The 23,891-nt window shown below is 53.1% G+C and carries 18 protein-coding genes; 13 read left to right on the top strand and 5 right to left on the bottom strand.

Features of this window, described 5'->3' with window-relative positions; genetic code table 11:
* Window positions 1-133: 133 nt before the first annotated feature.
* The 11 genes from QMO82_RS01070 (at window position 134) to QMO82_RS01120 (ending at window position 14,227) form a co-directional block, all read left to right on the top strand.
* Complete coding sequence (locus tag QMO82_RS01070) at window positions 134-1,183, top strand: calcium-binding protein (RefSeq protein WP_183610482.1); 1,050 nt, start codon at window positions 134-136, stop codon at window positions 1,181-1,183.
* A gap of 269 nt (window positions 1,184-1,452) precedes the next feature.
* On the top strand, window positions 1,453-2,241 hold the full coding sequence (locus tag QMO82_RS01075; protein WP_183610483.1) for a glycosyltransferase: 789 nt from the start codon (window positions 1,453-1,455) through the stop codon (window positions 2,239-2,241).
* Window positions 2,231-3,337, top strand: coding sequence for a glycosyltransferase family 4 protein (locus QMO82_RS01080; protein WP_183610484.1), 1,107 nt, complete (start codon window positions 2,231-2,233; stop codon window positions 3,335-3,337). The genes QMO82_RS01075 and QMO82_RS01080 overlap by 11 nt, the downstream gene beginning before the upstream one ends.
* Window positions 3,338-3,430: 93 nt before the next feature.
* Complete coding sequence (locus QMO82_RS01085) at window positions 3,431-5,104, top strand: type I secretion system permease/ATPase (protein WP_246718420.1); 1,674 nt, start codon at window positions 3,431-3,433, stop codon at window positions 5,102-5,104.
* A complete protein-coding gene (locus QMO82_RS01090; protein ID WP_183610486.1) occupies window positions 5,101-6,411 on the top strand; it encodes an HlyD family type I secretion periplasmic adaptor subunit in 1,311 nt (436 codons plus the stop codon). Before QMO82_RS01085 ends, QMO82_RS01090 begins: the two co-directional genes overlap by 4 nt.
* Window positions 6,412-6,510: 99 nt before the next feature.
* Window positions 6,511-7,509 carry an NAD-dependent epimerase gene (locus QMO82_RS01095; protein WP_183610487.1) on the top strand — a complete coding sequence of 333 codons (999 nt, stop codon included), beginning with the start codon at window positions 6,511-6,513 and terminating at the stop codon, window positions 7,507-7,509.
* A 37-nt stretch (window positions 7,510-7,546) separates the two neighbouring features.
* On the top strand, window positions 7,547-8,839 hold the full coding sequence (locus QMO82_RS01100) for an O-antigen ligase family protein (protein ID WP_183610488.1): 1,293 nt from the start codon (window positions 7,547-7,549) through the stop codon (window positions 8,837-8,839).
* A gap of 143 nt (window positions 8,840-8,982) precedes the next feature.
* Window positions 8,983-10,206, top strand: coding sequence for an O-antigen ligase (locus QMO82_RS01105; protein ID WP_210305961.1), 1,224 nt, complete (start codon window positions 8,983-8,985; stop codon window positions 10,204-10,206).
* A 533-nt stretch (window positions 10,207-10,739) separates the two neighbouring features.
* On the top strand, window positions 10,740-11,354 hold the full coding sequence (locus QMO82_RS01110; RefSeq protein WP_183610490.1) for a hypothetical protein: 615 nt from the start codon (window positions 10,740-10,742) through the stop codon (window positions 11,352-11,354).
* Window positions 11,355-11,374: 20 nt separating this feature from the next.
* Entirely contained in the window at window positions 11,375-13,579 is a 2,205-nt protein-coding gene (locus QMO82_RS01115; RefSeq protein WP_183610491.1) for an AAA family ATPase, read from the top strand.
* 3 nt (window positions 13,580-13,582) lie between these two features.
* Window positions 13,583-14,227, top strand: coding sequence for a hypothetical protein (locus QMO82_RS01120; protein WP_272784006.1), 645 nt, complete (start codon window positions 13,583-13,585; stop codon window positions 14,225-14,227).
* 5 nt (window positions 14,228-14,232) lie between these two features.
* Here QMO82_RS01120 and QMO82_RS01125 read toward each other — a convergent pair whose 3' ends face one another.
* Window positions 14,233-15,750, bottom strand: coding sequence for an oligosaccharide flippase family protein (locus tag QMO82_RS01125; protein ID WP_183610492.1), 1,518 nt, complete (start codon window positions 15,748-15,750; stop codon window positions 14,233-14,235).
* A gap of 1 nt (window position 15,751) precedes the next feature.
* Window positions 15,752-16,873, bottom strand: coding sequence for a glycosyltransferase family 4 protein (locus QMO82_RS01130; RefSeq protein ID WP_183610493.1), 1,122 nt, complete (start codon window positions 16,871-16,873; stop codon window positions 15,752-15,754).
* Window positions 16,874-17,004: 131 nt separating this feature from the next.
* Between QMO82_RS01130 and QMO82_RS01135 the strand changes: the two genes are divergently transcribed.
* A complete protein-coding gene (locus QMO82_RS01135) occupies window positions 17,005-18,243 on the top strand; it encodes a pectate lyase (protein ID WP_183610494.1) in 1,239 nt (412 codons plus the stop codon).
* Between the two features lie 20 nt (window positions 18,244-18,263).
* On the opposite strand, the gene QMO82_RS01140 is transcribed toward QMO82_RS01135, so the two are convergent.
* From QMO82_RS01140 to QMO82_RS01155, 3 genes are all read right to left on the bottom strand, one after another.
* Window positions 18,264-19,589, bottom strand: a complete 1,326-nt coding sequence (locus tag QMO82_RS01140; protein ID WP_183610495.1) for a UDP-glucose/GDP-mannose dehydrogenase family protein — start codon at window positions 19,587-19,589, stop codon at window positions 18,264-18,266.
* 135 nt (window positions 19,590-19,724) lie between these two features.
* Window positions 19,725-20,453 carry a sugar transferase gene (locus QMO82_RS01145; RefSeq protein WP_183610496.1) on the bottom strand — a complete coding sequence of 243 codons (729 nt, stop codon included), beginning with the start codon at window positions 20,451-20,453 and terminating at the stop codon, window positions 19,725-19,727.
* A 1,664-nt stretch (window positions 20,454-22,117) separates the two neighbouring features.
* Window positions 22,118-22,852, bottom strand: coding sequence for a transglutaminase-like cysteine peptidase (locus QMO82_RS01155; protein WP_183610497.1), 735 nt, complete (start codon window positions 22,850-22,852; stop codon window positions 22,118-22,120).
* Window positions 22,853-23,148: 296 nt separating this feature from the next.
* On the opposite strand from QMO82_RS01155, the gene QMO82_RS01160 reads away from it, so the two are divergent.
* A complete protein-coding gene (locus QMO82_RS01160) occupies window positions 23,149-23,679 on the top strand; it encodes a hypothetical protein (protein ID WP_183610498.1) in 531 nt (176 codons plus the stop codon).
* Window positions 23,680-23,891: the final 212 nt, after the last annotated feature.

Genomic DNA, 23,891 nt, shown 5'->3' on the forward strand with positions numbered 1-23,891 from the left:
TTAATCACTGATTAAATGGATTGCTATTTCAAACAATGTTAGTAGCGTCCCACGTGATGGAAGTTAAATCCTGAGATGTGGATTTAGCTGCCTCAAAAAATATGAGTAACGCAAGTTAACAGGGAGTACCAAAGTGACTACAATTAATCTTCTACCAGGCCAGGACAGCGATTTTTCTGATCAGGCAGGCCCCGTTAATGTTTACGGCACAGACGGTGATGATCACATTGTCGGTACTGACGCCAATGACAATCTGCGCGGCGGGATCGGGAATGACATTTTGGTCGGCGGCGCTGGCGACGACTTCCTCGATGGCGGCGAAGGTAATGATAAGATGTATGGTGGCGTGGGTAACGACACTTATGTCGTGCAAAGCGCCCAGGACGTGGTGGTGGAACTCGCTGGCGAGGGCATCGACCACGTTAAGTCATACATCAGCTATACCCTGCGTCCCAATGTTGAAAACCTGACGCTAATGGGCGAAGATAACCTTAATGGCTCCGGCAATGAGCTTAACAACACCATCAAGGGCAACAGCGGAAACAACACTCTCTTCGGCGGCGACGGCGACGACAGCTTATTGGGTCTGGCGGGCAACGATATCATCCGCGGTGGCAACGGTAGCGACTTCATGGATGGTGGCACCGGTGTTGATTTGGTGTCTTACAAAGACGCGATCAATGGAGTGACGGTCGATCTTTCGATAAACACCAAGTCGCAGGACACAATCGGTGCTGGCCGTGACACGTTGAAAAACTTCGAGAATCTTGAAGGCTCGATTTTTGCGGACAAGCTGTCTGGCGATGCCGGGGACAACAAGATCGCGGGCTTGGACGGCAACGATGTGATCCGCGGCCGGGCCGGCAACGATGACATCACCGGTGGAGCAGGGGCAGATACTATCGTGTTTGAGGCTGCGGGAACTGCGAACGGCATCGACCGAATCCGCGATTTCCAATCCGGCGTTGACTCGCTGCAATTCAATAAGATCGACTACGACGTCAACGCGCTGTTCACGTCGAGTGATAAAAGTGAAGCGGAAGGTGCTGGCGCACAATTCGTCTTTAACACGAAAACCTTTGCACTTTTCTACGATGCAGACGGAGAGGGCGGAAACGCCGCAATCCATATCGCAGATTTCACCCCAGTGACCGTGCACGCAGAAGATATCCACATCGTCTGATGGTTGGTACTGAACGCGCCGCTAACGAGCGGCGCGTTCTATCAAGTAATTAAATAATGCAGTTCTTCTTTAACGCCAAAACCACCTATGCACTTTACTAGGATGCCGATGGAGAGGGCCGAAACGCCGCAACCCATCTCGCAGATTTCACCCAGTGAACGTGCATGCAGAAGATATCCACATCGTCTGATGGTTGGTACTGAACGCGCCGCTAACGAGCGGCGCGTTGGAGTAAAAATAACTTAATTAATCTGGCAGGCCACATCCTGATGCTATCAGTTCTAATTTGTACTACCGGTGGAGGCGACCTGAAGCAGGTTGTTGACATATTTCGGCGAGAGACCGATGTGCCACTGGAGATCGTCATCGTAGTCGACAACCCGAAGGCGGACGTTGCCTACTTCAATGAACTGGCCGCCTCGGACGAGCGGTTGAAGATGCATGTCAATCCTTCAAACCAAGGTTTGACAAAAAGCCTGAATGTCGGTCTTCGCCTTGCGACCGGGGATGTGATTGTTCGAAACGACGACGATGACATTCCAACCGCGCAAAGGCTTTCCAAAATCTATGCGCATTTCCAGGCAACCTCCGCCGATTTCGTATACTCGTTTGCCGAGGGCAAATCTGAAAGCAATAGTTCGACCTGGTCGATCAAAGGTCCGATCGAGGGCGACCAGATCGTGGCCGCGCTCAGAAAAAGAAACTTCATTGTGGCATCAACGGTTGCCTATCGCCGGAGCCGAGTGGTCGACATCGGCGGCTATTGCGAACCTTTCAGATACGCTCAGGACTACGAACTCTATCTTCGCTCCGCCCGCCATGGGCTGACGTTCTCCTGCATTCCGGAGCAACTCATCCAGCGTCGGTACTCGGCAGACTCTATCACCGTGGCGAAGCGGAAAAAGCAGGCACTATTTTCATTCGCAGCACGATTGATGGACATTTCGGAAACCGGTTCCCTCTCGGACGCGGCACGGACCATTCTGAAATACTCGGTAATTCTTTTAACCCCAAATTCTTTAAGACGCCTTCGAAGGACAATCGGTCGTGGTAAGTAGAAAAAAGATGCTTGTAGTCGGTGCTCGCGGGATCATAGGGCACGAAGGAGGAGTCGAGAAGTTTGCGGAGGAATTCTGCAAGCGAGCATCAGAGATTCTCGACGTAGAGGCTACCTGCCTAAAACACGACGATCGTGCCCACTCGTCCGTAAGGGTTCACGTAACCGGCACATTTGGCTTCGGAAAGACCGATAAAGTATTATATTACATGAAGGCAGCTTGGCTATGCTTAACCGGTCGTTATGACTACGTCTTTTTGCTTGGTATAAATTCAGCGGCGCTTGGCTTGCTTGCTCGCCTTAACCCCCGTCGACGCCCGCTGGTTGCGGTGCGGAGTGGTTCCATAGATTACCATCTCCCAAAATGGGGAAGATTAGCCAAGCTTTACTTCCGTTTTTCGGAAACGACCATGCGATTTGCTGATCACGTTATCGCGGTCTCGCCCAGTATTCAACGGCATCTTAGTAGAAAAGCGATAGCTGCTACCCTTGTCCGGAATGGCATTACTAGAGACAAAGTTGAGGTTGAAACTCAGCGGATTGGTGCTCTGGCCGTTGGTCGTATAACGAGCCAGAAGAACTATTCAGTGTTGGTCGAAGCTGCCAGCGTCTTGGGCTCAACACCGGTCACGATCGTCGGTGGGCCTGATAAGACAAATGAGTTCGACGTTTTGTCTTCGGATATCGCACGCCGCGGGCTGGTAAACCTCAGGATGGAAGGTGCTCTCGATCGGAAGGAGGTCTATGACCGACTTCGCCAAGCCGCGGTTTTTGTTAACTGCTCGATACATGAGGGTATGTCCAATTCGGTCCTCGAAGCAATACAATGCGGTGCGCCCCTTCTACTTTCGGACATTGACGCCAACCGCGACCTCCAACTGCCAGATGTTCACTACTTCGATCCCAACAATGGCGCTCAGCTCGCAGATTTAATCAAGAAAGCCCTGCTTGAGCCCGAATCGTTCACGGTAAATCGAAGTCTATTTCCGGACTGGGATGAAGTCGTTGAAACAATATTGACGAAGATCGGTGTATCCAATGACAATGATATTCCTCGCGTCCGCAATTGCGACTCCAATAAAGTAGCGACCGCTTAATAATTAGTCCGGAAGCGCCAAGTCCAAGAAGTGCAGTCAAAAATGAGTCACACTCGACCCTTCCCCCCGCGTGTTTTTACCCCCGCCGTTGTCATGGCAGTGGTTCTGACAAGCTGCGTAAACCTTCTAGCGCTTATAGGTCCAATCTTTATGATTGAGGTCTACGACAGGGTGATACCAAGTAAGAACATGCCAACGCTCGTGGCGCTGGGTGTTCTCGCTGCCTTTCTCTATCTCTTCTCGGGTGTGTTGGACGTACTACGCGGCCGTATTATGGCTCGTGTTGCCGGCATCTTGGACATTGACTTAGCATCCTCTGTCTTCCGCATCATCGCTACGATGCCTCGTGTTGCAGGTGTGCAGCAGGGTGCAACGAGGCCGGCTGCGGATTTGGACCAGATAAGACAGTTCCTATCAGGAAGCGGTCTCCTATCGTTGTTTGATCTTCCGTGGGCGCTTCTCTACCTTTTTGTATGTTTTCTTCTCCATCCGTATATTGGGATTGCTGCTGCTTCAGCACTTCTGGTCCTGGTCATGCTGACGGCAATAACCCATTTTGCCACGAAGCGAGAAGCGCGAAACCTTAGCACAACACTCGCTGCCCGAGGTCGGCTCGAGGAAGAGGTTCATAGAAATGTTGAAGCCATTACGTCGATGGGGCTATTCGATCGCGCGTATGAACGATGGTTCGACTTTCACCAGGCGCATGCGAAATCGGGTCGCAAGATAAATGATCTTGCCGGTATGGCTGCGAGCGCATCCAAGACGTTCAGATATGCCGTCCAGTCAGGTGTTCTCGCGCTCGGAGCATTTCTTGTCGTTGATGGCCAGTTGACTGGCGGGATGATCTTAGCGTCCTCAGTAATTGTATCCCGCGCGCTCGCACCAGTGGAGCAAGTTATCGGCCAATGGAAGTCTTTGATCGGTGCGATGCAAGCGTGGCGACGGCTTAGTGAGAGTTCCTCGTTAGCAACGATCACTGAACATAAAACGAATCTGGCCGCTCCGCAGCTCAACTTGCAGGTTCGAAACGTTGCGATCGTGCCACCAGGCACGCAAAAGTTAGCTGTTAAAAACGCCTCGTTCGCGCTTGAGGCAGGAAGCATACTCGGTGTCATCGGTCCTAGCGGTTCAGGTAAGTCTTGTCTGGTGCGAGCAATTGCCGGGATCTGGTCGCCGGTAAGGGGAGAGGTTAGACTTGATGGCGCAACCTTAGACCAATGGACGGACACTGCGCGCGGGTCGCACATCGGATATCTTCCTCAGACAGTCGAACTCTTTGAGGGGACCGTAGCGGAGAATATCAGCCGTTTCGCCAAATATGCGAATGACGATGATATATTGGATGCAGCCCATGCAGCGGGCGCACACGAAATGATTGTTCACTTCGAGCACGGATATCAGACCGCGGTCGGAGAAGGGGGCAAAAACCTATCGGCCGGTCAACGGCAGCGTATCGCCCTTGCAAGGGCGCTTTTCAAGAAGCCATTCTTGGTAGTGCTGGACGAGCCGAATTCAAATCTGGATGTCGATGGAGAGCGTGCGCTCGCTAACGCTCTGCTACGAGTTAAGGACAGAAATGGTATTGTTATTGTTGTCGCGCATCGCTCCGACATCATGAACATCGTCGACCATGTCCTCATGCTGCGAAACGGCGACGTCGCAATGTACGGGAAGCGGGATGCCATCATCAATCGTATATCTGAGGGCCCTCGGGCGTTGCCGGCGACAACGCTGAAGGTCGTTGACGGAGATCTGGGAGCATGAACGGGGAGACGCGAAACGGACTGCAAAAATCTCTACGCATTCATATGCTGTTTGGCGTATCTGCGGTGATCTCGATATTTGGCGGTTTTGCCGTGTGGGCCGGGAATACGACACTCGCAACCGCAGTAGTCGCACCTGGAACGCTCGTTGTTGACGGAAACATCAAGCCGGTCCAACACCCTAGTGGGGGAATAGTAACTGAAATCCTCGTGCGCGAAGGCCAGGTCGTGCATAGCGACGAAGTGCTAATCAGATTGGACGCCACTGCTGCCAAGATGAACTATGAGATCTTAAAGGCCGCGATTAATCAGCTCTACGCAAGGAAGGCTAGGCTTTTTGCCGAAGCGACGGGACTGCAAGATATTGTCGTCCCGTCGGAGCTGGCTCTGCGAATTGCGCCCGACAAGGTAGACGGCGTGATGGAATCGGAGCGTCGCATCTTTCAGAGCCGCCGGGACGCGCGAGAGGGACAGCGTCAACAACTCGGTGAACAGATCACCCAGTACCAAGAGCAGATCAAAGGCTTAGAAACTCAACAAGCCGCAAAGGCTCAAGAGATCGGGTTGATCGACAAAGAATTGGAAGGGACACGTCGTCTCTACAACAAGGGCCTCGTTTCACTCAACAGATTGAATAGCCTTGATCGAAGCGAAGCGCGCATTCAGGGCGAGAATGGGCAACTGGTTGCCTCTGCAGCGAGTGCGAAAGCTCGGATTTCGGAAATAAAGATCCAGCTATTGCAGATCGATCAGGACCTAAGATCGCAGGTTGAAACAGAGCAAAGAGACGTCCAGAGCCGCCTCGATGAACTGACTGAAAAAGAAGTCACGGCCCGCGACCAGCTGAATCGTGTTGAAATACGTGCGCCGACAGCGGGCACAATTCATGATCTCAATATCCACAGTGTTGGCGCTGTTGTCACACCGGCCGAAACGCTCCTTCAGATAGTCCCATCCCAAAGTGAACTGGTAGTGAGCGTGAGGCTTGCTCCGGCGATGATCGATCAGGTTGCCGTCGGTCAGTCAGCGTTCCTGAAATTTAGTGCGTTTGATCGAAACACAACACCAGATTTGACTGGCCAGGTCGTAAGAGTGTCAGCGGATCTCGAGATGGACGCCAAAACGAATACTGCGTTTTACAAATGCGACATTACCATCCCCGCCGATGAAGTTGCAAAGCTAAAGGAATTGAAGCTCCTTCCCGGCATGCCTGTTGAGTCGTTCATTAGAGGGAACGATCGATCTGTCGCAAGTTACTTCACAAAACCAATACGCGATCACATGGCGCGTGTATTTGTTGAAAGATAGCCAATCGGACTATCTCGTTATAGATTATTCATCCTGGTGTGCTTAGTGTCGGCATAATTCGAGACAAATTTGCCGCAAATAAAGAGAAGACAAAGAGATATGCAATTTCTTGTAACTGGAACTGGGGGCTTCATAGGCTTTCACCTTGCGAGACGTCTATTGGAGGAAGGTCATTCCGTTACGGGATTTGATGGGATGACACCGTATTACGACGTTTCTCTAAAGGAGCGACGGCACGCAATTCTATCCAGCTACAGAAATTTCCATCCGGTCATCGCAATGCTAGAGAACCGTGAGCGACTGGCAGAGGCATTCAACTCCGCTCGACCCGATGTTGTCGTGCACCTGGCCGCTCAAGCAGGCGTGAGATATAGCTTGGAGAATCCTGACGCATATATTGGATCAAATTTGGTGGGTTCGTGGAACATATTGGATTTGTGCCGGCAGTTTCGACCCAATCACCTATTACTGGCGTCGACTTCGTCGATTTATGGCGCAAACAGCAAGATTCCATTTGGGGAATCGGACAAGGCAGACGAGCCTTTGACCCTTTACGCAGCAACAAAAAAAGCCATGGAAGTGATGGCGCACAGCCAATCGCATCTTCATAAGATCCCCACCACGGCATTTCGGTTTTTTACAGTTTATGGCCCGTGGGGCCGGCCGGATATGGCGCTCTTCAAATTCGTGAGTGCCATACTCGACGGCAAGCCAATTGACGTTTACGGGCATGGACAAATGTCCCGAGATTTCACTTATATCGATGATCTCGTTGAAGCGATTGTCCGACTCATACCAGTGATTCCGCAGTCCTCGACGCCTACAGATGCCGCGATAGACACAATATCAATGCATGCCCCCTTCCGCATCGTGAACATCGGGGGCGGGCAGCCGGTTGGCTTGGAAGCATTTATCGAAACTGTAGAACAGGCGCTGGATCAAAAGGCGTTGCGTAATATGCTACCTATGCAACAGGGCGATGTGCCTCGTACCTATGCAGCACCTGAGCTTCTTCGGTCGTTGACGGGCTATACGCCGCAGACACCTGTATCTGAGGGCGTTCGGCGCTTTGTTGAATGGTACTCGCAAGCCCACTGATCGAACATTAAAACCACGAAACCTGTCGAGTAACGCTTTGCTGAAACCCATCGTAGCGACCCTATTTGCGATCAACATGATGCTTGCCGTTGTGTTGGTGAGACTGTCGGTTGGTGGGCTTCCCGTAAGGTTGCTTTTTGTCGCGGTGTTACTTGCTGTGGTGGGCGCGTATGCGCCTGGACTTATCGTTCGCGCGGTTACGGATCAAAGAAATCAGATATTTCTTATTGCGTTTTTGACTTGTTGTGCACTGATATCCAGCGCGCTGGTTGGGGACGGCTTCACTTACTCCATAGGTCAAGTTTTCCAGATTCATATTCAAGCAATCGTTGGCTTGATTGTGGGATATTGCGTGATCACTATTGTCGGTTATCAATCAACGGTTCTGATTTTTTTGCTGCCGATTGCGATTTCGTCAATCTTTGCCGCCTTGCAATTTGCAGGATTTTCGCCCGCTTGGTCCGCCTACGACGCACTGTCCGCATTGCAGCCGAGGGATCTCGCAGATTTCGAGGGATTTGACGCACACTACCGAGCGTTGGGTTTGTCATATAGTCCGGTTCACCTCGGAACGCAGCTCTGCCTGGCCTTTGCTGTAATTTTCGCATACCGCGTCAGTCAAGTTGGTCGGAGTGCGATCATGAGCGGATTGGATCGAAGACTGATTGCTACGGTTGCAATCACCGGCTTCGTGGCAATATGCTCTGGCAACCGCTCGCCGATGCTTGGCTTGGCTGTATTTTTCTGCCTCTATTTAGCGTCCGCTAAGCCAATGCTCGGGCTGTTAGCGGGTCTTTTCATGGCGGCTGCAGTTCTCCTTGGAGATTCCATTGTTGAGGCTATGAACTCCTCCGGGCTTCGTACATTCAACACGGAAAACAGTTCGGGCGAGGGACGTTTGGTCCTTAGCGTCTACGGTTCAATGTTGTTCTTCTATAGGCCATTCGGATATGGGCTGTCTTTCGACAGCGTCGCTCACTATTCCGAGTACTGGGATTGGCTGAAAAATTATCCCAATTCTCAAGCGATCACGATCCATGCACTCCATAACTACTATTTGATGTTTATCAACAAGCATGGGGTGTTGGCGCTTTTTGTCGTTCCATACTTGCTACGCGCTTTCTCAAAAAATTTGGTGGGCGTGCTCGCATTCGTCCCGTATCTCGTGCACATATTTTATCACAACGATGGTCCTCTGCAGGCAGACTTCATGTTCTGGTACATAATTCCTCTCGTGGCTCAAAATCCGGCGTTCTACCCGCAGCAAGATCGAGAAATGACCCGAACAGTAGCTGCTAGGGAACCAGTTCGGGTGATGACGGTGCGGTGACGGCTGTGAGGTCACGCATTTACGCGCATTGGCTCTGTTCCCTCGTAGCGCTCCCGGCATTAGCATATGGGGGCGTCGCCGAAGTCCCTTTCCAGTTTTTTGCTGTTCTGACGTTCGCAACAGGCACGGTTGCGTTCGTCGTGATGCCCCGCGCCGCCGAGACAAAAACACTATGGCTTCTATTCATCATCACTTGTACGCTAGCAGTTGCCGCCTATTCACAGGCTTTGGATATCTCGGCTTTCATCACGCTCGGCGCGTCCTCCCAAAGCTTCGAGGGTATTCAGCAGAAGTCGATTTCTGTGTCTCCGGGGGCAACCGATATCGCGATTTTGCGATTACTCGTGCCTATCGCCATTTTCTTTTTGTTTCGGGCCGTATCGACCGGCGATGATAGCGCGTTGCGCTTGCTGCGGCTGCTCGGTGCATGGGGCTCCTCAATCGTTGTCGGCGCGCTCATCCAGTTCTTTGTGGACCCTGACCATATCGTCTTGGCAGACAAGCTGCATTACAAGGAGAGCCTCACCGGCCCGTTTGTGAATCGGAATAACGCTGCGGCCTATATAGGACTCATTCTGCAGATTCTCTTGGCATTGATGCTTTATGGGCAGCGTGTAGCACCCAGCGGGAAGCTCGTATCGAGATGGATGACGCCCTCGCTCTTCGCGCTGGGGGTATTTGCGCTGCTCTTGACAAAGTCGAGGGCGGGCATAGCAGCCGCTATATTTGGTTGCTTGCTGATGGCCGCATTGCTCCGCGCATATTCTTCCGGCGGCCGGGCGCGCCAGAAGCAACCAATGGCAACTCCTTCATTGTTTATGGGCAGCTTAATTCTTTTGTGTATTGCGTTGTTCGGCCAAGGAGCGATCATTCGCCTGACCACCGAAAAACTTGCCGATGGCCGGGTGTGCACGTACAACTCGATTTTGTCCGGTATCATGGCTGACGCCAACTTTTGGGTAGGTACTGGCTTCGGCGCATTTCGCTCAGCGTTTCCACCTTATCGGAGCGCAGATTGTGGAATAAACGGCATATGGGATAGGGCGCATAACTCTCTGCTGGAGGGCACCTTCGGCCTTGGCGCTATTTTCCTCGTTGCGCTGATGTGTGGGATTTGGATTCTGTGCCGCGCCTATCTCGGCGGTATGAAGCTCCGCCGACGCTTCCGTCCATTTGCAGCATTAGGTATTAGCGCGACTATTGCGCTACTTGCCCATTCCTTGATCGATTTTCCTCTCCAAATACCGGGGATTAACAATCTCTTTGCGGCGGTCGCAGGAATAGCTTTTGGGATCTCCTGTCAAGACAAAAGCAATATTGGACTTCACGAGATCTCAGGTAATACGACATTTAAACAACTCACATAGTCTTGTCGTGTCGACGTTGCCCCAGTGCAACATCTTTAAAATAAATCGTGGAGCGCTCGAAAACGGCAAGCTGATCTGTTAAACGATTTCAAAATGTTAGGTTTGAAGGAATGCGGTCTTAATGAAAAGTGGTTCTAAGGTTCTTCTGGCTGCTGGCGTTACGATTGGCTTTGGCCGGACGCACGCTTCCCGGATCCGACCGCGATGATAAGTCACTGGACCAGAAAGCGACAGTTAAGGTCACGACAAAGGGCCGTAAGGTTGGGATCGATTGCGCCCAGGTCGACATAAACAAGACAACTCTCCTCCTTTTCGTCGAAGCGGGCTCTGCCTCCAGCAAAGACGGTTTTGGTGGAGGCCGTGGCGCCGCGCCAGTGTTCCTCCGGTTTTGGGGGCAACATCAAGCACAGTGACGACACGCGATGCTACTCGTGATGTGCCGGAAATTAACGATACAGTAACTAACCTGGGCCGGGAGGTTGTTTAAAGCACTCCCACAAAATATGGTCCGCACGCGAAAATGAGGTGAGGGAATGAGCTATTTTAAACTACGGTGCGCAGCTGCTTTGGTGGTGGTGTTCGGTGCTGGTCAAGTACATGCAGCTGTTGACGCGGGAGCATCGTGTTTCATCGCTCCGGCGAAGGCGAGCCAGGAGCAGTTGGACTCGTTCTCCTCTCAACCTGCCGACCTGACCACAAAGTATCCGACGGGCGGTGCAGCAATGTCCTTGGAGGTCAGGACCCTCGCTGGAAGTCGGTTTGATAACGTCGACCGGCTTGTCCAACTCGCCGCCGGCGCCTCGCCAGGCCAAAAATCAGCGATTGGCGCTGGTTTGGCTTGGACAGCACGGGCATGTGCCGCATCTCAGCCGGAATATGCAATTCAAATCCAAGAGAAAATCGCCGCTAGCGGCCTGGAGGAGGTCATAACGGCATTTCTTGGTGCTGCCAATGACACCGCAACTGCCGCCCTGGGTAACGGTGCCGCTGCTGCCGCGGCAGGAGATATCGGCAATACGGGAGCGGTCGGCAACAGTGGAAATGTCGGTGGCGACGTGGCGACCGCAACGGCTGCACCGGCACGGTTGGCGGCCAGAGGCGCCGGGAGGTCAACGACCATCGTGACGAATGTGATTAGTCCAAATTAATTGGTAGTGTTGGAGTTAGAATGCTGTCCCCATTTAGAAATGACGCCGCTGAACTCGGCAGTGAGTTTCGTACCCGACGCGATAACTTCGACGTTGACGCTATCCTCGCGATAATTCGGCGGCGCTGGACTCTCGTCGCCGTCGCGCTCGCAGCTGGGCTCGTGGTGGGAGCAGCTTTTCTACTAAGCGCGGTACCAATGTACACCGCCTCGGCCACTCTGCTCATTGACAAAAGCAATAGCGGTCTCCTCAGCCAAATGAGCGAGACCGGAGCCGCGGTTAACGACGATGCCGCGGTTTTGAGCGAAGTTGAAGTTCTTCGGTCCGATTCAGTGGCGCTTTCCGTCGTCGACAAATTTAAGTTGCAGGACAACGCAACCTTCATGTCGCCGAGCCAATCACTGCGCAGCAGCTTGGCTCAACTCTTTGATTTGCGGCGGTTCTTTTCCAGTTCAGCAGAGGACCAGGATTCGATAGACGAGGCACGTGAAAACGCAGCCGCAGCTGTAAAATCGAACATGTCGGTAAGCCGTGTTGGCCGAACCTACGTATTGAACATAGAGTATACCTCCAGATCGCCCGCCCTTTCTGCGAAAATTGTGAATGCCATTGCAGAGGGCTACCTACTCGATAAACTGAACTCGAAGTATGATGCGACGCGCCGTGCCAGCGACTGGCTGGAGCAGCGAATAGACGAATTGAGACAGAAGGCGCTTGAGACGGATCTGGCGGTACAGAAATTCAAATCCGACAATGGACTTCTGGCAACCAGCGGCCAACTCATATCCGATCAACAGTTGTCTGAGCTTAACAGGGCGCTCATTGATGCGCAGGCGGAGACTGCTAAGGCAAAAGCTCGATATGATCGTATCAAGATAATCATCGACGCTCATCGCACTGACGCGATCGTTACCGACGTTTTGGACAGTTCGATTTCGAACGATCTCAGAATGAAGTATCTCGAAGCCTCCAAGACGGAGGCGGAAATCTCTGCACGGCTCGGGCCCAATCACACTCAAGCGGTTCGGCTGAGAGGGCAGATGGCCGAGTATGAGCGCATGATGTTTGAAGAGTTGGGTCGGATATCGGAGAGCTATAAGAGCGATTACGATGTCGCCCTCTCGAAGGAAAAGTCGCTTTCCGACAGTGTCGGGCAAGCCAGCAAAGTAAGCGCAGCAGCCGGGGAAACACAGGTTCAGCTGCGTGAACTTGAGCGTAAGGCCGATACTTTTCGTAACCTGTATCAGACGTTCCTGGCGCGGTATCAGGAAGCCACGCAGCAACAGTCGTTCCCGATAACCGAGGCGCGGATTATTGAGAAGGCTCAAAATCCGACTGTACCTAGCTATCCGCAAAAGCCGCTGACGCTTGCGCTGTTCGGTATCCTGGGCATTGCTGCTGGCATGTCAGCTTCGGCATTTCTCGAGTTTCAGGACAAGTATTTCAGAACTGGGGATCAAGTCCGAAACTCCCTCGAAATCGATTTCCTTGGATTCATGCCTGCCATTAAAGATGGCGCGGCAAATCATGTCATGACGCATCCAATGTCGATGTTTGCTGAGACCTTGAGAGCTTCGAAGATTGCTATTGAATCCGATGAAACATCTGGCTGCCGGGTTGTCGGGGTTGTCTCGGCATTACCCGGGGAGGGCAAGTCCACCGCTGCTATAAACTTGGCCCACTTGCTGGCGGCAGAGGGCAGCCGAACGTTGCTTCTTGATGCGGACTTCAGGCAACCAGGAACCTCCAAGCTTTTGGCGCCAAATGCGGAATCTGGTTTGCCCCAGATCTTGAACGGTTCCGCATCGGCCGCAAATTTGCTTATCCGTATCGAAGAAAGCGGCGTTGAATTTATCCCAGCATTGGTCAACAAACGCGTCTCAAACTCAGCGCAATTACTGTCGTCGAAGGCAATGGCAGATTTTCTGGCAGCCGCTCGCACCAAGTTCGACTACGTGATCATTGACCTCCCGCCTGCAGGACCGGTCATCGACGCTCGAGCAATGGCGCCCCTTATTGATAGTTTTATGCTGGTTATTGAGTGGGGGAAGACGTCTCGTAAGGTTGTGCAAGCGGTTTTGGGCAGTGAGCCTGCAATACATTCAAGGATGATCGGTGCAGTTCTCAATAAGGTCGACACTAAAAAGTTAAAGCTTTATCGATCGCATGGTTCAGTCGAATACTATCACTCCAAATACTCAGACTATTACTTGGAAGATAACTAGCGCGTGAGATCCATTCTAGGTGGGGCGATTTCGATCGCCTGCGGGCTGTTGACGATATTCGCGGGAACCGAGCTCTATAAAACCCTTCGGTTCAGCGATCTGGTGTCGACGGCTGCTCGTGTCGAAAGTGGTCATTCGGTGAGTCAGAAAGCAGCGCAACGCGCTGCCGCGCTTTCGATGGAGCTCGAACAGTCTCACGGGTGCCGGGAAGACTTGGTAATGCCGGCGGTAACAATCATGCTTCACGCCGTCGATGAGGCGGCGCAGGAGCCAAATCTTTCGGTTTGGGTCGATACGCTCACTCGCGCCGACCGATATATGAAATTCGCTCTAGGGTGCTCGCCGAAAGAGGGAAACTATTGGCTCCGCTTTGCGATGCTTCGCAGGCTGCAAGGTGAAAACACCGCCGAGCTCGCGGCCCTCATGTCGTTGTCATCCAGATACGCGCCTGTCGAGCCCGATGTGCTTAGTCTTCGGATGCAAGTATGGCTTAGTCTTCAACCTGTCACCCGCTCAGCCGCCGCCAGTGCCCTCGCGTCGGACCTGGCGCACTTTCTGGAGCATGCGCCCACTCAAGACATCAAGGACTTCAGCTTGGCAGCTGACATGGATATGCAGTCTAGGCTGATAGACGCCAGACGAAAATGAGGCATCTAGAAAGCGTCTTTACGGTTTTTCGCCTTTTCTTCCACCGGCATAATCTCGCGCTTTACGAAAAGCTTTTTGAGACGACCGGGCAGCAAAAACAATAGTTCGGCTAGCAGATCCAGCGACTGTCTTCTGAAAAAAACAAGGATGATCGCAGCATAAATCAAAGCCCCTATTAGTGCTGCGACCATTGCCGCAGCTAGCGGCGGCATGTGCGACAGCAGCAACCCTGCCAGAGGATACACGATGGCAAACATCGCCACGCTTGCGATGCAATACGGCGAGCCTCCTTTGACGACAGAAACCCCGGATATCCCAAAGGTCTTCTGGCTGGCCGCCAGATAGAACGCGCAAGTGAGGAGAGCGCTTATGACAACCCCGGCCGCCACTGTTGAGGGGCTGCCGGTAGTCGCTGTCAATGCGAAAAGAGCGGAAGAAACAATATCCAGGATGCCAAGCAATCTCAATTTGGAAGTGCGGTCACGAGTTTTGAACAGCGTTATCGCGACCATCTTCAGAACGGCTGGTACGATCTGGAGCGAAAGAAATGTTAAGACAATGCTACTCTCCGCCCACTTCTCGCCATAGAGAACATGCGTCAACTCAGGAGCAAGAGCACCGCATCCCATATAAACCGGAGCAAGGATCGCGAGCAGCGCTGATGTCACACGTATATAGGGCTCAATGGTGTCCCGGTCGCGGAGCTTGGTAAAGGTTGTGACGAGAACATTTGCGATTGAATCCAGCAACAGCGAATTGACCGCCTCGATTAATCGTCCTCCGACCCGGTAAACTGCCAACGCGGCGGGACCAGCAAAGGCAGCGAGAAGAAACTCAGGCATTCGGCCCGACAGATAACTCAAAAGCCGGAATTGAAGGATCGGTGCCGAATAGGATACGATGCGTTTTGCGTGCTTGACGTTGAATGCCAATTGGGGCCGATAGGGTTCCTCATACCAAAGGATCACGGCCGATCCGAGCGCGCCGGCGACCCTAGAAATAATGAGCGACCATGCTCCATATCCGAGCAAGGCCATGACGATTGCCACAATGCCAGTCAGTAGCCCATTGATAAAGTTCCGAAGGGCCGAGATTTTGAAGTTGAATTTCTTTCGCGCATTGGCCAGGTTGACGACACTCATCGCGTTCAGGAAGATAATGGGTGCCATAGCGGCCAAGTACACCGACGTGTCTGCGCTGAAGAAATGGTCGACAAACGGCGCTATCACACCGCTTTGAATGGCGATGCATAGGGCAGCCAACATCAAAAGAAGCCAGAAAGCGGTGGCAGTAGTATCGCCATCAGCTTCATCATCATTTTTGATGATGAAGTCGACAATTCCCTCCTTGAATACGATTGTGAAGACGTTGTTGATAAGCACGGCGAGCATCACCAGGCCGAACTGCTCCAGCGTTAGGTGGCGGGCGAGTACGACGAAAACGACGAGTGTCGTTAATTGGTTAGCCGAATTTGCAAATGATAACCAACCAATACCTGATACGGATTTTGCCTTTATCGACATGTTAGTTCAAAACGCTTTCGAATATTGCGGCTTCCTGTTGGATGTATCGGCGTAGACCGTAGCGATCCTCAATTAAAGCACGCGCAGCGGAGCCGGTGCTTTTCCCTTCGGAAGCTCTTCGGAGGGCATCGGCGAGTTCGAGATCGCTCGTTCCGTCCGAAAGATACCCGGTCACGCCGTCTTCTATGAGATCACTCGTGCCGGGAATGTTTGTCCCCACACAAATCAAGCCGGTTGACATCGCTTCGAGCAAAACCTTCGGCAAGCCCTCGTGCAAGCTTGGCAAGACAAAGTAGCGATAATTCTTCATCGTGCCAGCAAGCTCTGTGTTTGGTATACTGCCCAAGAGTCTCACTTTCGCGCCGAGAGCTTCAACGAGTGCCTCTAGATCCCCCTTCAGCGGACCTTCACCGAACATATCGATCTCAAACCCGCCACGTTGGGCGGCACGTATCAGATTTGCCAGGTTCTTTTGCGGAGTCAGCCGGCCAACGTAGATAAATCGCTCTTTTTCTTCGACCGTATTTCCCGGCGCAAAAAGCTCAGTATCGACATAGGTCGGCACAAGGTGAACTTTCGATGAGGACTCCGTGCGTCCGCGAATTTCCGTCGCGGCCTGTTCTGAAGTTACAACGACCGCATCAGCGAGCCGAAGTCCGATCCGCTCTACCAGGCGCGCAAGGAACGCCGCCCGACGCTGGCCATTTAGGCGAAACCGACGGGAAAGGATGTACCCAAATCTAAGCAGGAGGGGCCGTCGCGTACACACTTTCGCAATTAGAGCGGCCCAACTGCCACTTATCTGGTTGGTTTTGAGAGCGGCAGAAGCTGCAATCGGACGGTAGTGGTGCAATGGTCCGAAGATTGAATGCAACAAAATTACCGATTTGGTCGCCTTGCGCGAAGGCACCAAAACATCAAACTTCTCGTAAACTGGGTCCGCGGCGCGCAAATCACTCAAAAGCGTAAGGTCGGAGCGCGAGTAGCTGAAGATATTAATTTTATCGAACACGCCAACCCTTATATATTCGCTGAGGTGGAGAATTTCTCGATCGAGAATGCCAGCCTTTTTCCAAGCGGTTAAGGATCCAGACAGCGAAAGAAAAAAGGTCAATGTCTGCATCTAGGGACAGCATCCTCGGTAAGGTTTGGGTGCGACAACGTCAATCGAGACAATAGACGTGCTCTAATATAAACAGGTGAATAAAACATTCCTCAACATTGCTCCTACACAACGTTTGCGAAAGATAACAGATGTATATGAAGGCATTTTCGGTACTTTCGGCTATTTTGATCGCCACGATGGTCGCCTGTTCGCCCCTCCGAGCAGAAGAGTTTGCACCGAATTCTCAATGCGGTCTTCAACCGGGAGCCAAAATAGTCCGTGTAACAACGCTCGATCCTAAAGGGAGGGGGAGCCTTGACGAGGCAGTGAGAACGTCCGGAGCTAAGATAATTGTCTTCGATGTTGGAGGCACAATCAGGCTTGAGTCTGATATCGATTTGCGGACCCCGTTCGTAACCTTAGCCGGTGAGACGGCGCCTGAACCGGGCGTAACGCTTGTTGGTGGGACGCTTCGCGTGCATAGCCATGATGTCTGTATTCGCCACATCGCCGTACGACCTGGTCCGTCAAGCGATCCTGAGGTGTCAGGCGTGCGAGATGGTATCGCGATTGGCGGAAACCCCGCGAAGTACGGTGGTGCGATTCAAAACGTGATTGTGGAAAATGTTAGCGTGAGCTGGGCGATCGATGAGAACCTCAGCGTCTGGCATGCCGGCACCAACAATGTTCAGATTAGAAACTCAATTATATCTGAGGCTTTGCGAGCTGCGGGGCACCCCAAAGGGAATCATTCGATGGGTCTGCTGATTGGATCAGATGTGTTCGATGTTGACATATCCGGCGTATTGTTCGCGCATAACAACGACCGAAACCCGCGAATTAGTCCGAGGACGATTGTTTCGTTGTCAAACTCGGTTGTCTACGCCCCGGGCAAAAGGAGCACCGAGATTTTTTTAGATTGCGCAGCCGGGAAGTACCCGGTTCGTCTCCGAGATAATGTTTTGATCCCTGGATCAAGCACTTACAGGAAGCTTTCCCAGTACGAATTTGTTGATGACGCTTCCCGCGACTCAATTTATCCGGATTCCGACTGCAAAACCGGATTTGATACGCTGACGATGGAGCGAGGAAATGAAGCGGAAATTACTGGATCCGTTCTCCGGTACGCTGGCTCACGCCCAGCTCGGCGGAATGAAGTTGACGCCAGAATTGTAAAAGAGGTTCGATCTGGTGGCGGCGCGATCGTGGACAGTCCACCAGAAAGTGTGCAAACTTCGGAGGCGACTTCGGGAGAGCGAGTGTTCGCTCTACCAAAGACGCCTTTCGCTAGGGCACCAGACGGGCGATATGAGATCGCTGTTTCATTGTGCAATGCCCATCTCAAGCTGGGCGGCGCGCCTTATCGAGGGTGCGAGGCCCAAATGTAATTCGGCCCCGCACCAGTTCCTCAGCTCGCTTTGTTCGCGCTGCTCTTCTTGCCAACAGCGAAATAGCTGAAGCCGTGGCGGCTGACTTCGGCGGCAGAGTAGACATTGCGCAGATCGACGATGGTTGGCGTCTTGACCGTGGTCTTCAAGCGCTTGAAGTCGAGGGCGCGGAACTCGTCCCATTCGGTGACCAGGACGATCGCATCGGAATCCTCCGCGATTTCATAAGGGTCTTTGCCGTAGATTACCGGTCCGAGCATGCCCTTGGAGGCTTCCATGCCTTCGGGGTCATAGGCGTGCACGGTGGCACCGCCATCGAGAAGCGCTTGGACGATGGTGATCGAGGGGGCATCGCGCATGTCGTCGGTGTTCGGCTTGAAGGTCAAGCCGAGAACGGCGATCTTTTTGCCGCGAACGCTGCCGCCGCAAGCTGTGATGACCTTGCGGCCCATGGCGCGCTTGCGGTTATCGTTGATCGCAACCGTCGTCTCGATCAGGCGCATCGGGCTGTCATAATCTTGCGCCGTCTTGACGAGGGCGAGCGTATCTTTCGGGAAGCAGGAACCGCCATAGCCCGGACCGGCATGCAGGAACTTGTCGCCGATGCGCTTGTCCATGCCGATGCCCTTGGCGACCTTCTGCACGTCGGCGCCGATCTGCTCGCAGAGGTCGGCGATTTCGTTGATGAAGGTAATCTTCATCGCCAGGAACGCGTTAGCGGCATATTTGATCAACTCGGACGTGCGGCGCTCGCAGAAATAGAGTGGTGCTTCGTTGAGATAGAGCGGACGATAGACCTCGCGCATGGCTTCGGTCGCGCGTGCGTCCTCTGTGCCGATGACGATGCGGTCCGGGCGCTTGAAGTCGGTGATCGCAGCGCCTTCACGCAGGAACTCGGGATTCGACACGACGGCGATGTCCTTACTCGGGAATTCTTCGCGAAAGATGCGCTCGATCTCGTCGCCGGTGCCGACCGGAACGGTGGACTTGGTCACGACGACGGTGAAACCTGTAACTGCAGCGGCGATCTCGCGGGCAGCAGCATACACATAGCTCAGGTCGGCGTGACCATCGCCGCGACGCGACGGCGTACCAACGGCGATGAACACTGCGTCGGCGGCGGCGACGGGAGCCGCCAATTTCTTAGAGAAGTCGAGGCGGCCGGCCGCCCGGTTATGTTCGATGATCGCATCGAGGCCCGGCTCGAAGATCGGCACTTCGCCACGCTCCAGGGCATCGATCTTGGCTTCTGACTTGTCCACGCAGGTGATGTGGTGGCCGAAATCCGCAAGGCAGGCACCGGACACAAGGCCGACATAACCCGAACCGATCATAACAATACGCATTGATAGTCCTTCTATTGATCCAAACTCTGGTCTGGTGTTGGAAAGCTGAAACGGTCAAACGCATGATGACCTAGATGAGCGTAGCCGTATCTATCTGCGAGCAACGACGTCGGCGGTTTCCGCGGCTTAACGGCATTAGAAGCCGTTTCCGCCCCGCAGTTCACTGACGATCGTCCCGAAAATGATCTTCAAGTCGAACCAAAAACTGAAATTATCAATGTAGTAAAGGTCCGCATTTATTCTGGCGCGGGCCTTGGCGGGCCGATCAGTCGGTCCTCGCAGACCACGCATCTGAGCGAGCCCAGTGAGGCCGGGGCGCATTGAATGGCGCCGATGGTAGGCTGGGACGAGTTCTTCATAGAGCATCCCGCCGGCGAGCATGCCGATTGCGTGGCACCTTGGGCCTACCAGCGACATATCACCGCGAAGCACATTGAAAAGCTGAGGTAGTTCATCCAAATTCGTTTTGCGCAAAATCCCGCCTAGAAACGTTATGCGCGGATCGTTCTCGACAGTTTGAATAACGCCGCTCGGATCACATGTTTCAGACCGCATGGAACGAAATTTGTATACGGTGATCTTCTTCCCGTCTTTACCCCACCTTGTTTGCGAAAACAGCGGGGAGCCCCGCGTCTCAAGCCTGATAAGCACCGCGATGAGGATTAAAATCGGCGCCAGTATTAGCAATGCCGTGAAAGATGCATAAATATCAAAGAGTCTCTTGAGAAAGAAATTCCACCAAGCAGAGCGAACTGCCGCTTGTCCGACATCGAGAACATCAATGTTACCCGATGGCGTATTTTTTTCATTAGCAATCTCTGAAAAAATATTATTAGCACTATCTTTCGTCGTTACCGTCAACATGTGCCGCTCTTATACCGAATTCGATTTGCACTTCCTTTACTTTCATCCCCAGCTCACGTCACCTTTAAAGTTAATCATTGGTTAATACCGGGGCGCTTTTTTTGGGTTCATGCTGTACCGATTTAACCTCAATACTTCTCAGATTACGCTAGATTTCGGATGGTTTTTAGACTTGTTTTTTATTTACCAGTGGGGAGAGCGCATAAATGAGACGGGGAGAAAAACTGAAGTTCCAATCAACAAAAGAGCTTTAATCACGAATCTGAGAGGATCTCTACTTTCTTCGGCAAGGATTAAGCGTAAATATCTCGTAGATCTAGCATTGTTACACAGATTTAAAAGCCTTATCTGAGCATTTGGAGTATCGGCCGATGTAGGGAGGCGATGTTCCGTGCATATATTGTTGAAAAGCCCCGGATGGCGACAAGGTTGACGGCATGGCGATGGTTGATCCGCCCTTAGCTTTGCGAGCCCGCGCGATCAGAAGCTTTCGCGAGCTCCTCGCATTGCAGCCCACGCAATATTTCAGCGTAGCGATACCTTCTGTTAACGAGCCGGTAAGATGCCATCCGGATCGCAGGGCGGGACACAAAACCCGCGTAACGGTAGAAGATGGATCAGCGTGAGCGTCTGAGAGGGATAAGCGAAGAATATTGTGCTTTTCCGCTCCGTCACCACTCCCGGTGCCATCCCATACAGGATTTTCAAACGATCCCACGTTTCGAAAGATCATGATGACCCCTGAATGCGGATCAAGCTTCAACTCCGTCAGTGCCATCAATGCCAGCGTATGGTTCCCACAACGGAAGTCCACCGTCCGCGTCGCGGATAGGATCGGTAACCGTTGGCCGGTGACGATCATGCCGTCTCTCGCATCGCCCGCACCAAGGCGGCACCCGATCATCCGGCACATCGCTGGGAACTCTCATCACGAGGTCTACGCCTATTTCTACCTTCACGACCTGCGAAGTGGCCGTGACCGGCTCCGGGACCGGCAAAGCATCGGCAGCCTCCTGAGGTTCCGTCGTAATCGCCAGCGACACGAAGCCGGCCCCGAGTGGTCCGTTTTTGTCGGAAGGCACGGCTGGCATCAGTCCTCAGGCAACGTCAGGAGACCCCCTCACGTGCCTGCCGTCGGCCATCGCCGATTGCCACGACGAGGCTCGACAACTTCGCATCGCCCAACAAATCCATCACCGCCATCCCCCCTGCCAAATATCCAGCTCTTCCCAAACACTTTTGGCAAAAATCTCAATGTTCCAAAACACGCGGAATCAAGGAGGCGGCACATACGGATATCCCAGAGACCGCAAAGGCCGCGCAAATAGACTAGGATACGAGACGAAGCGTTTGCTACCTTTGCTTCGAACGTCATCAGCCGTCTGGCTGACAGCGCTCCGACGATGTTCAGAGGCTGTGCGTCGTGACCTGATTGCGTCTGCGCCACGGGCACGCATACCGTCGGCGTGGCGATCGTGGGAAAGTTCGGATGGAGCGCGTGGTGAAAGAATGCAGCTGGGGCTGATAGTTCCCGACGGCTAGTCTAGGTGTCTGGTTCGTGGGCAGGGAAGAGCTCTGCTGACTTCGTGCGCGACCACTCCTCCGATGTTTTTTGATTGCAAGAGGCGCCCTTGCCGGTCGTCGCGGCTCGCTGACCAGACGACCTATTGAAAATAGGCGAAAGTCACAGTGATGTTCGGGTGGCGTTCGCCACCGGCATTGCTGTGACCGATTTCGGCTGTCTCCGATACGGCTTCTCTGGCTGAAACAAGTTGTGGCTCTTCCACATTAGCCTTCACCTTGGCCCAATACTTAGGATTGTCTCCTATCTGCGCCATCACCCAGCGTAAGTCCGTCTTACGCCAGTCCTTGATGGCGTTGAAGCGGTTGTCCAGGACTAGATCGCCTTCAGAGGTCTTAGCGATCAATACAGCGTGTCCTTCGCCGTTGTTCGTTATGGCAACAGCAATTTTCAAAGATTGTGAAGACCAACCCAATTGCATGAGCTTCTTGCGTTTTGTTAGCGCGAAGTCCTCGCAGTCGCCTGCGGTGACGTCTACGCTCCAAACGTCCGCCCCGGGCTTGTCATTGAGCGGACGTATAGTGTGATTTACGGAAGTGTTTACCGAGATGAGCTGCGACTTGCGGTTTTTGTCGAGCACCATAATCAACGGACCACCCGTGTTGACGCATTGATCCTTGTGCTGCATGCAGAAAACAACGCTTGCGAAAGGAGCAAGAGTCTTTGGCCCTTCGCCGATTCGTACTAAGCTGTTTCCGCTATCGCGCGTAAGAGCACTCAACCCCGTTGCGTTGAGAGGGCTCGTTGCAGCGACAACTGCTGTGGCCGCCACGAATGCAGCCTTCGTGCCAATTGTTATTTTTCTAAACTTGGCCATTGCCCGTCCTCTTTGATGGGCCTAGCATGCATGCGCCCGCTAGAGATTTCGTGCGAGAAACCACTAAAATTCGAGCGAAATGTTTCTTTTTGGAGCCGTTAGGCCCCCGCCTACTTACAGTCGATACGTGCTACCGCTCCCGTCGACAAAGAGCGTTAAGGCGCCTCGCACAAATGTGACGGCGGCAAATCATGCCATGAACGCAAGATCTTGCCACTAGTCCAATGTAGTTACTTGAGAAATCGCGATTCGGCGTGGCACTCGGAAGTCGGCTATGCCGACGCTCCGAGCGGAACATGAACGCGACGATAGCCGTAGCGCACCCGCCTCTGGCAGATGTCCTTTATCTTCAGCTTCGGTTCGGCCAGCTCGCGCTGCCGACAATTATGGGGTGGGCGACATCGAAATGGCGCTCAACAAGCCGCCTAAGGCTATGTGCTGGGCGAGAACGCCAGTCACCTCTTTCGCTCATGGGACAAACCGTTGGCCGTTGCCGGGACAGCGAAGGACATCGCCGAAGCCTTGACGATGCCTGGCGACGCCAGTTGGCAGGAGATGAGACCAAAGGGGCGCGACTGCGTGATTGGGTCTATCTCGAATTGGCCGACCTCGATGCCGATGATTTCGACGCCGCATTCCCCGGTATCTGGACACGAGAGGCTGCTTATCCGCCGAAAGATCGTCGATGCGATCTCGCGTTCTTCTCCACATGGCGTCTGGTTGATACATCCATGGAAAAGCTGGTGACCGTGGAGGGCCACCGCTGGGCCATCGAAGACAACTTCGAAACCGCCAAGAACGAGGCTGCGCTTCGATCCCGGCATTAGCACTTGATCCGCTGGTCGATCCCCGAAATTCGCCGGATCAAAACCTGCCTCGCATGGCGGTGAATTAAACCTTCATGCGTCATCACATGGTCGCTTGGTCAACGGGCACCACCAAGCCGCAGGCAAGCGCACCGTTCCATAACATGCATTATGCCGCTTTTTATACACTATAAAATTCAGTAGCCCGTTTATTCAATTTTTAGGGATTCAGC

The sequence above is a fragment of the Rhizobium sp. BT04 genome (genome assembly GCF_030053135.1).
GTDB classification, from domain to species: Bacteria; Pseudomonadota; Alphaproteobacteria; order Rhizobiales; family Rhizobiaceae; genus Rhizobium; species Rhizobium binxianense.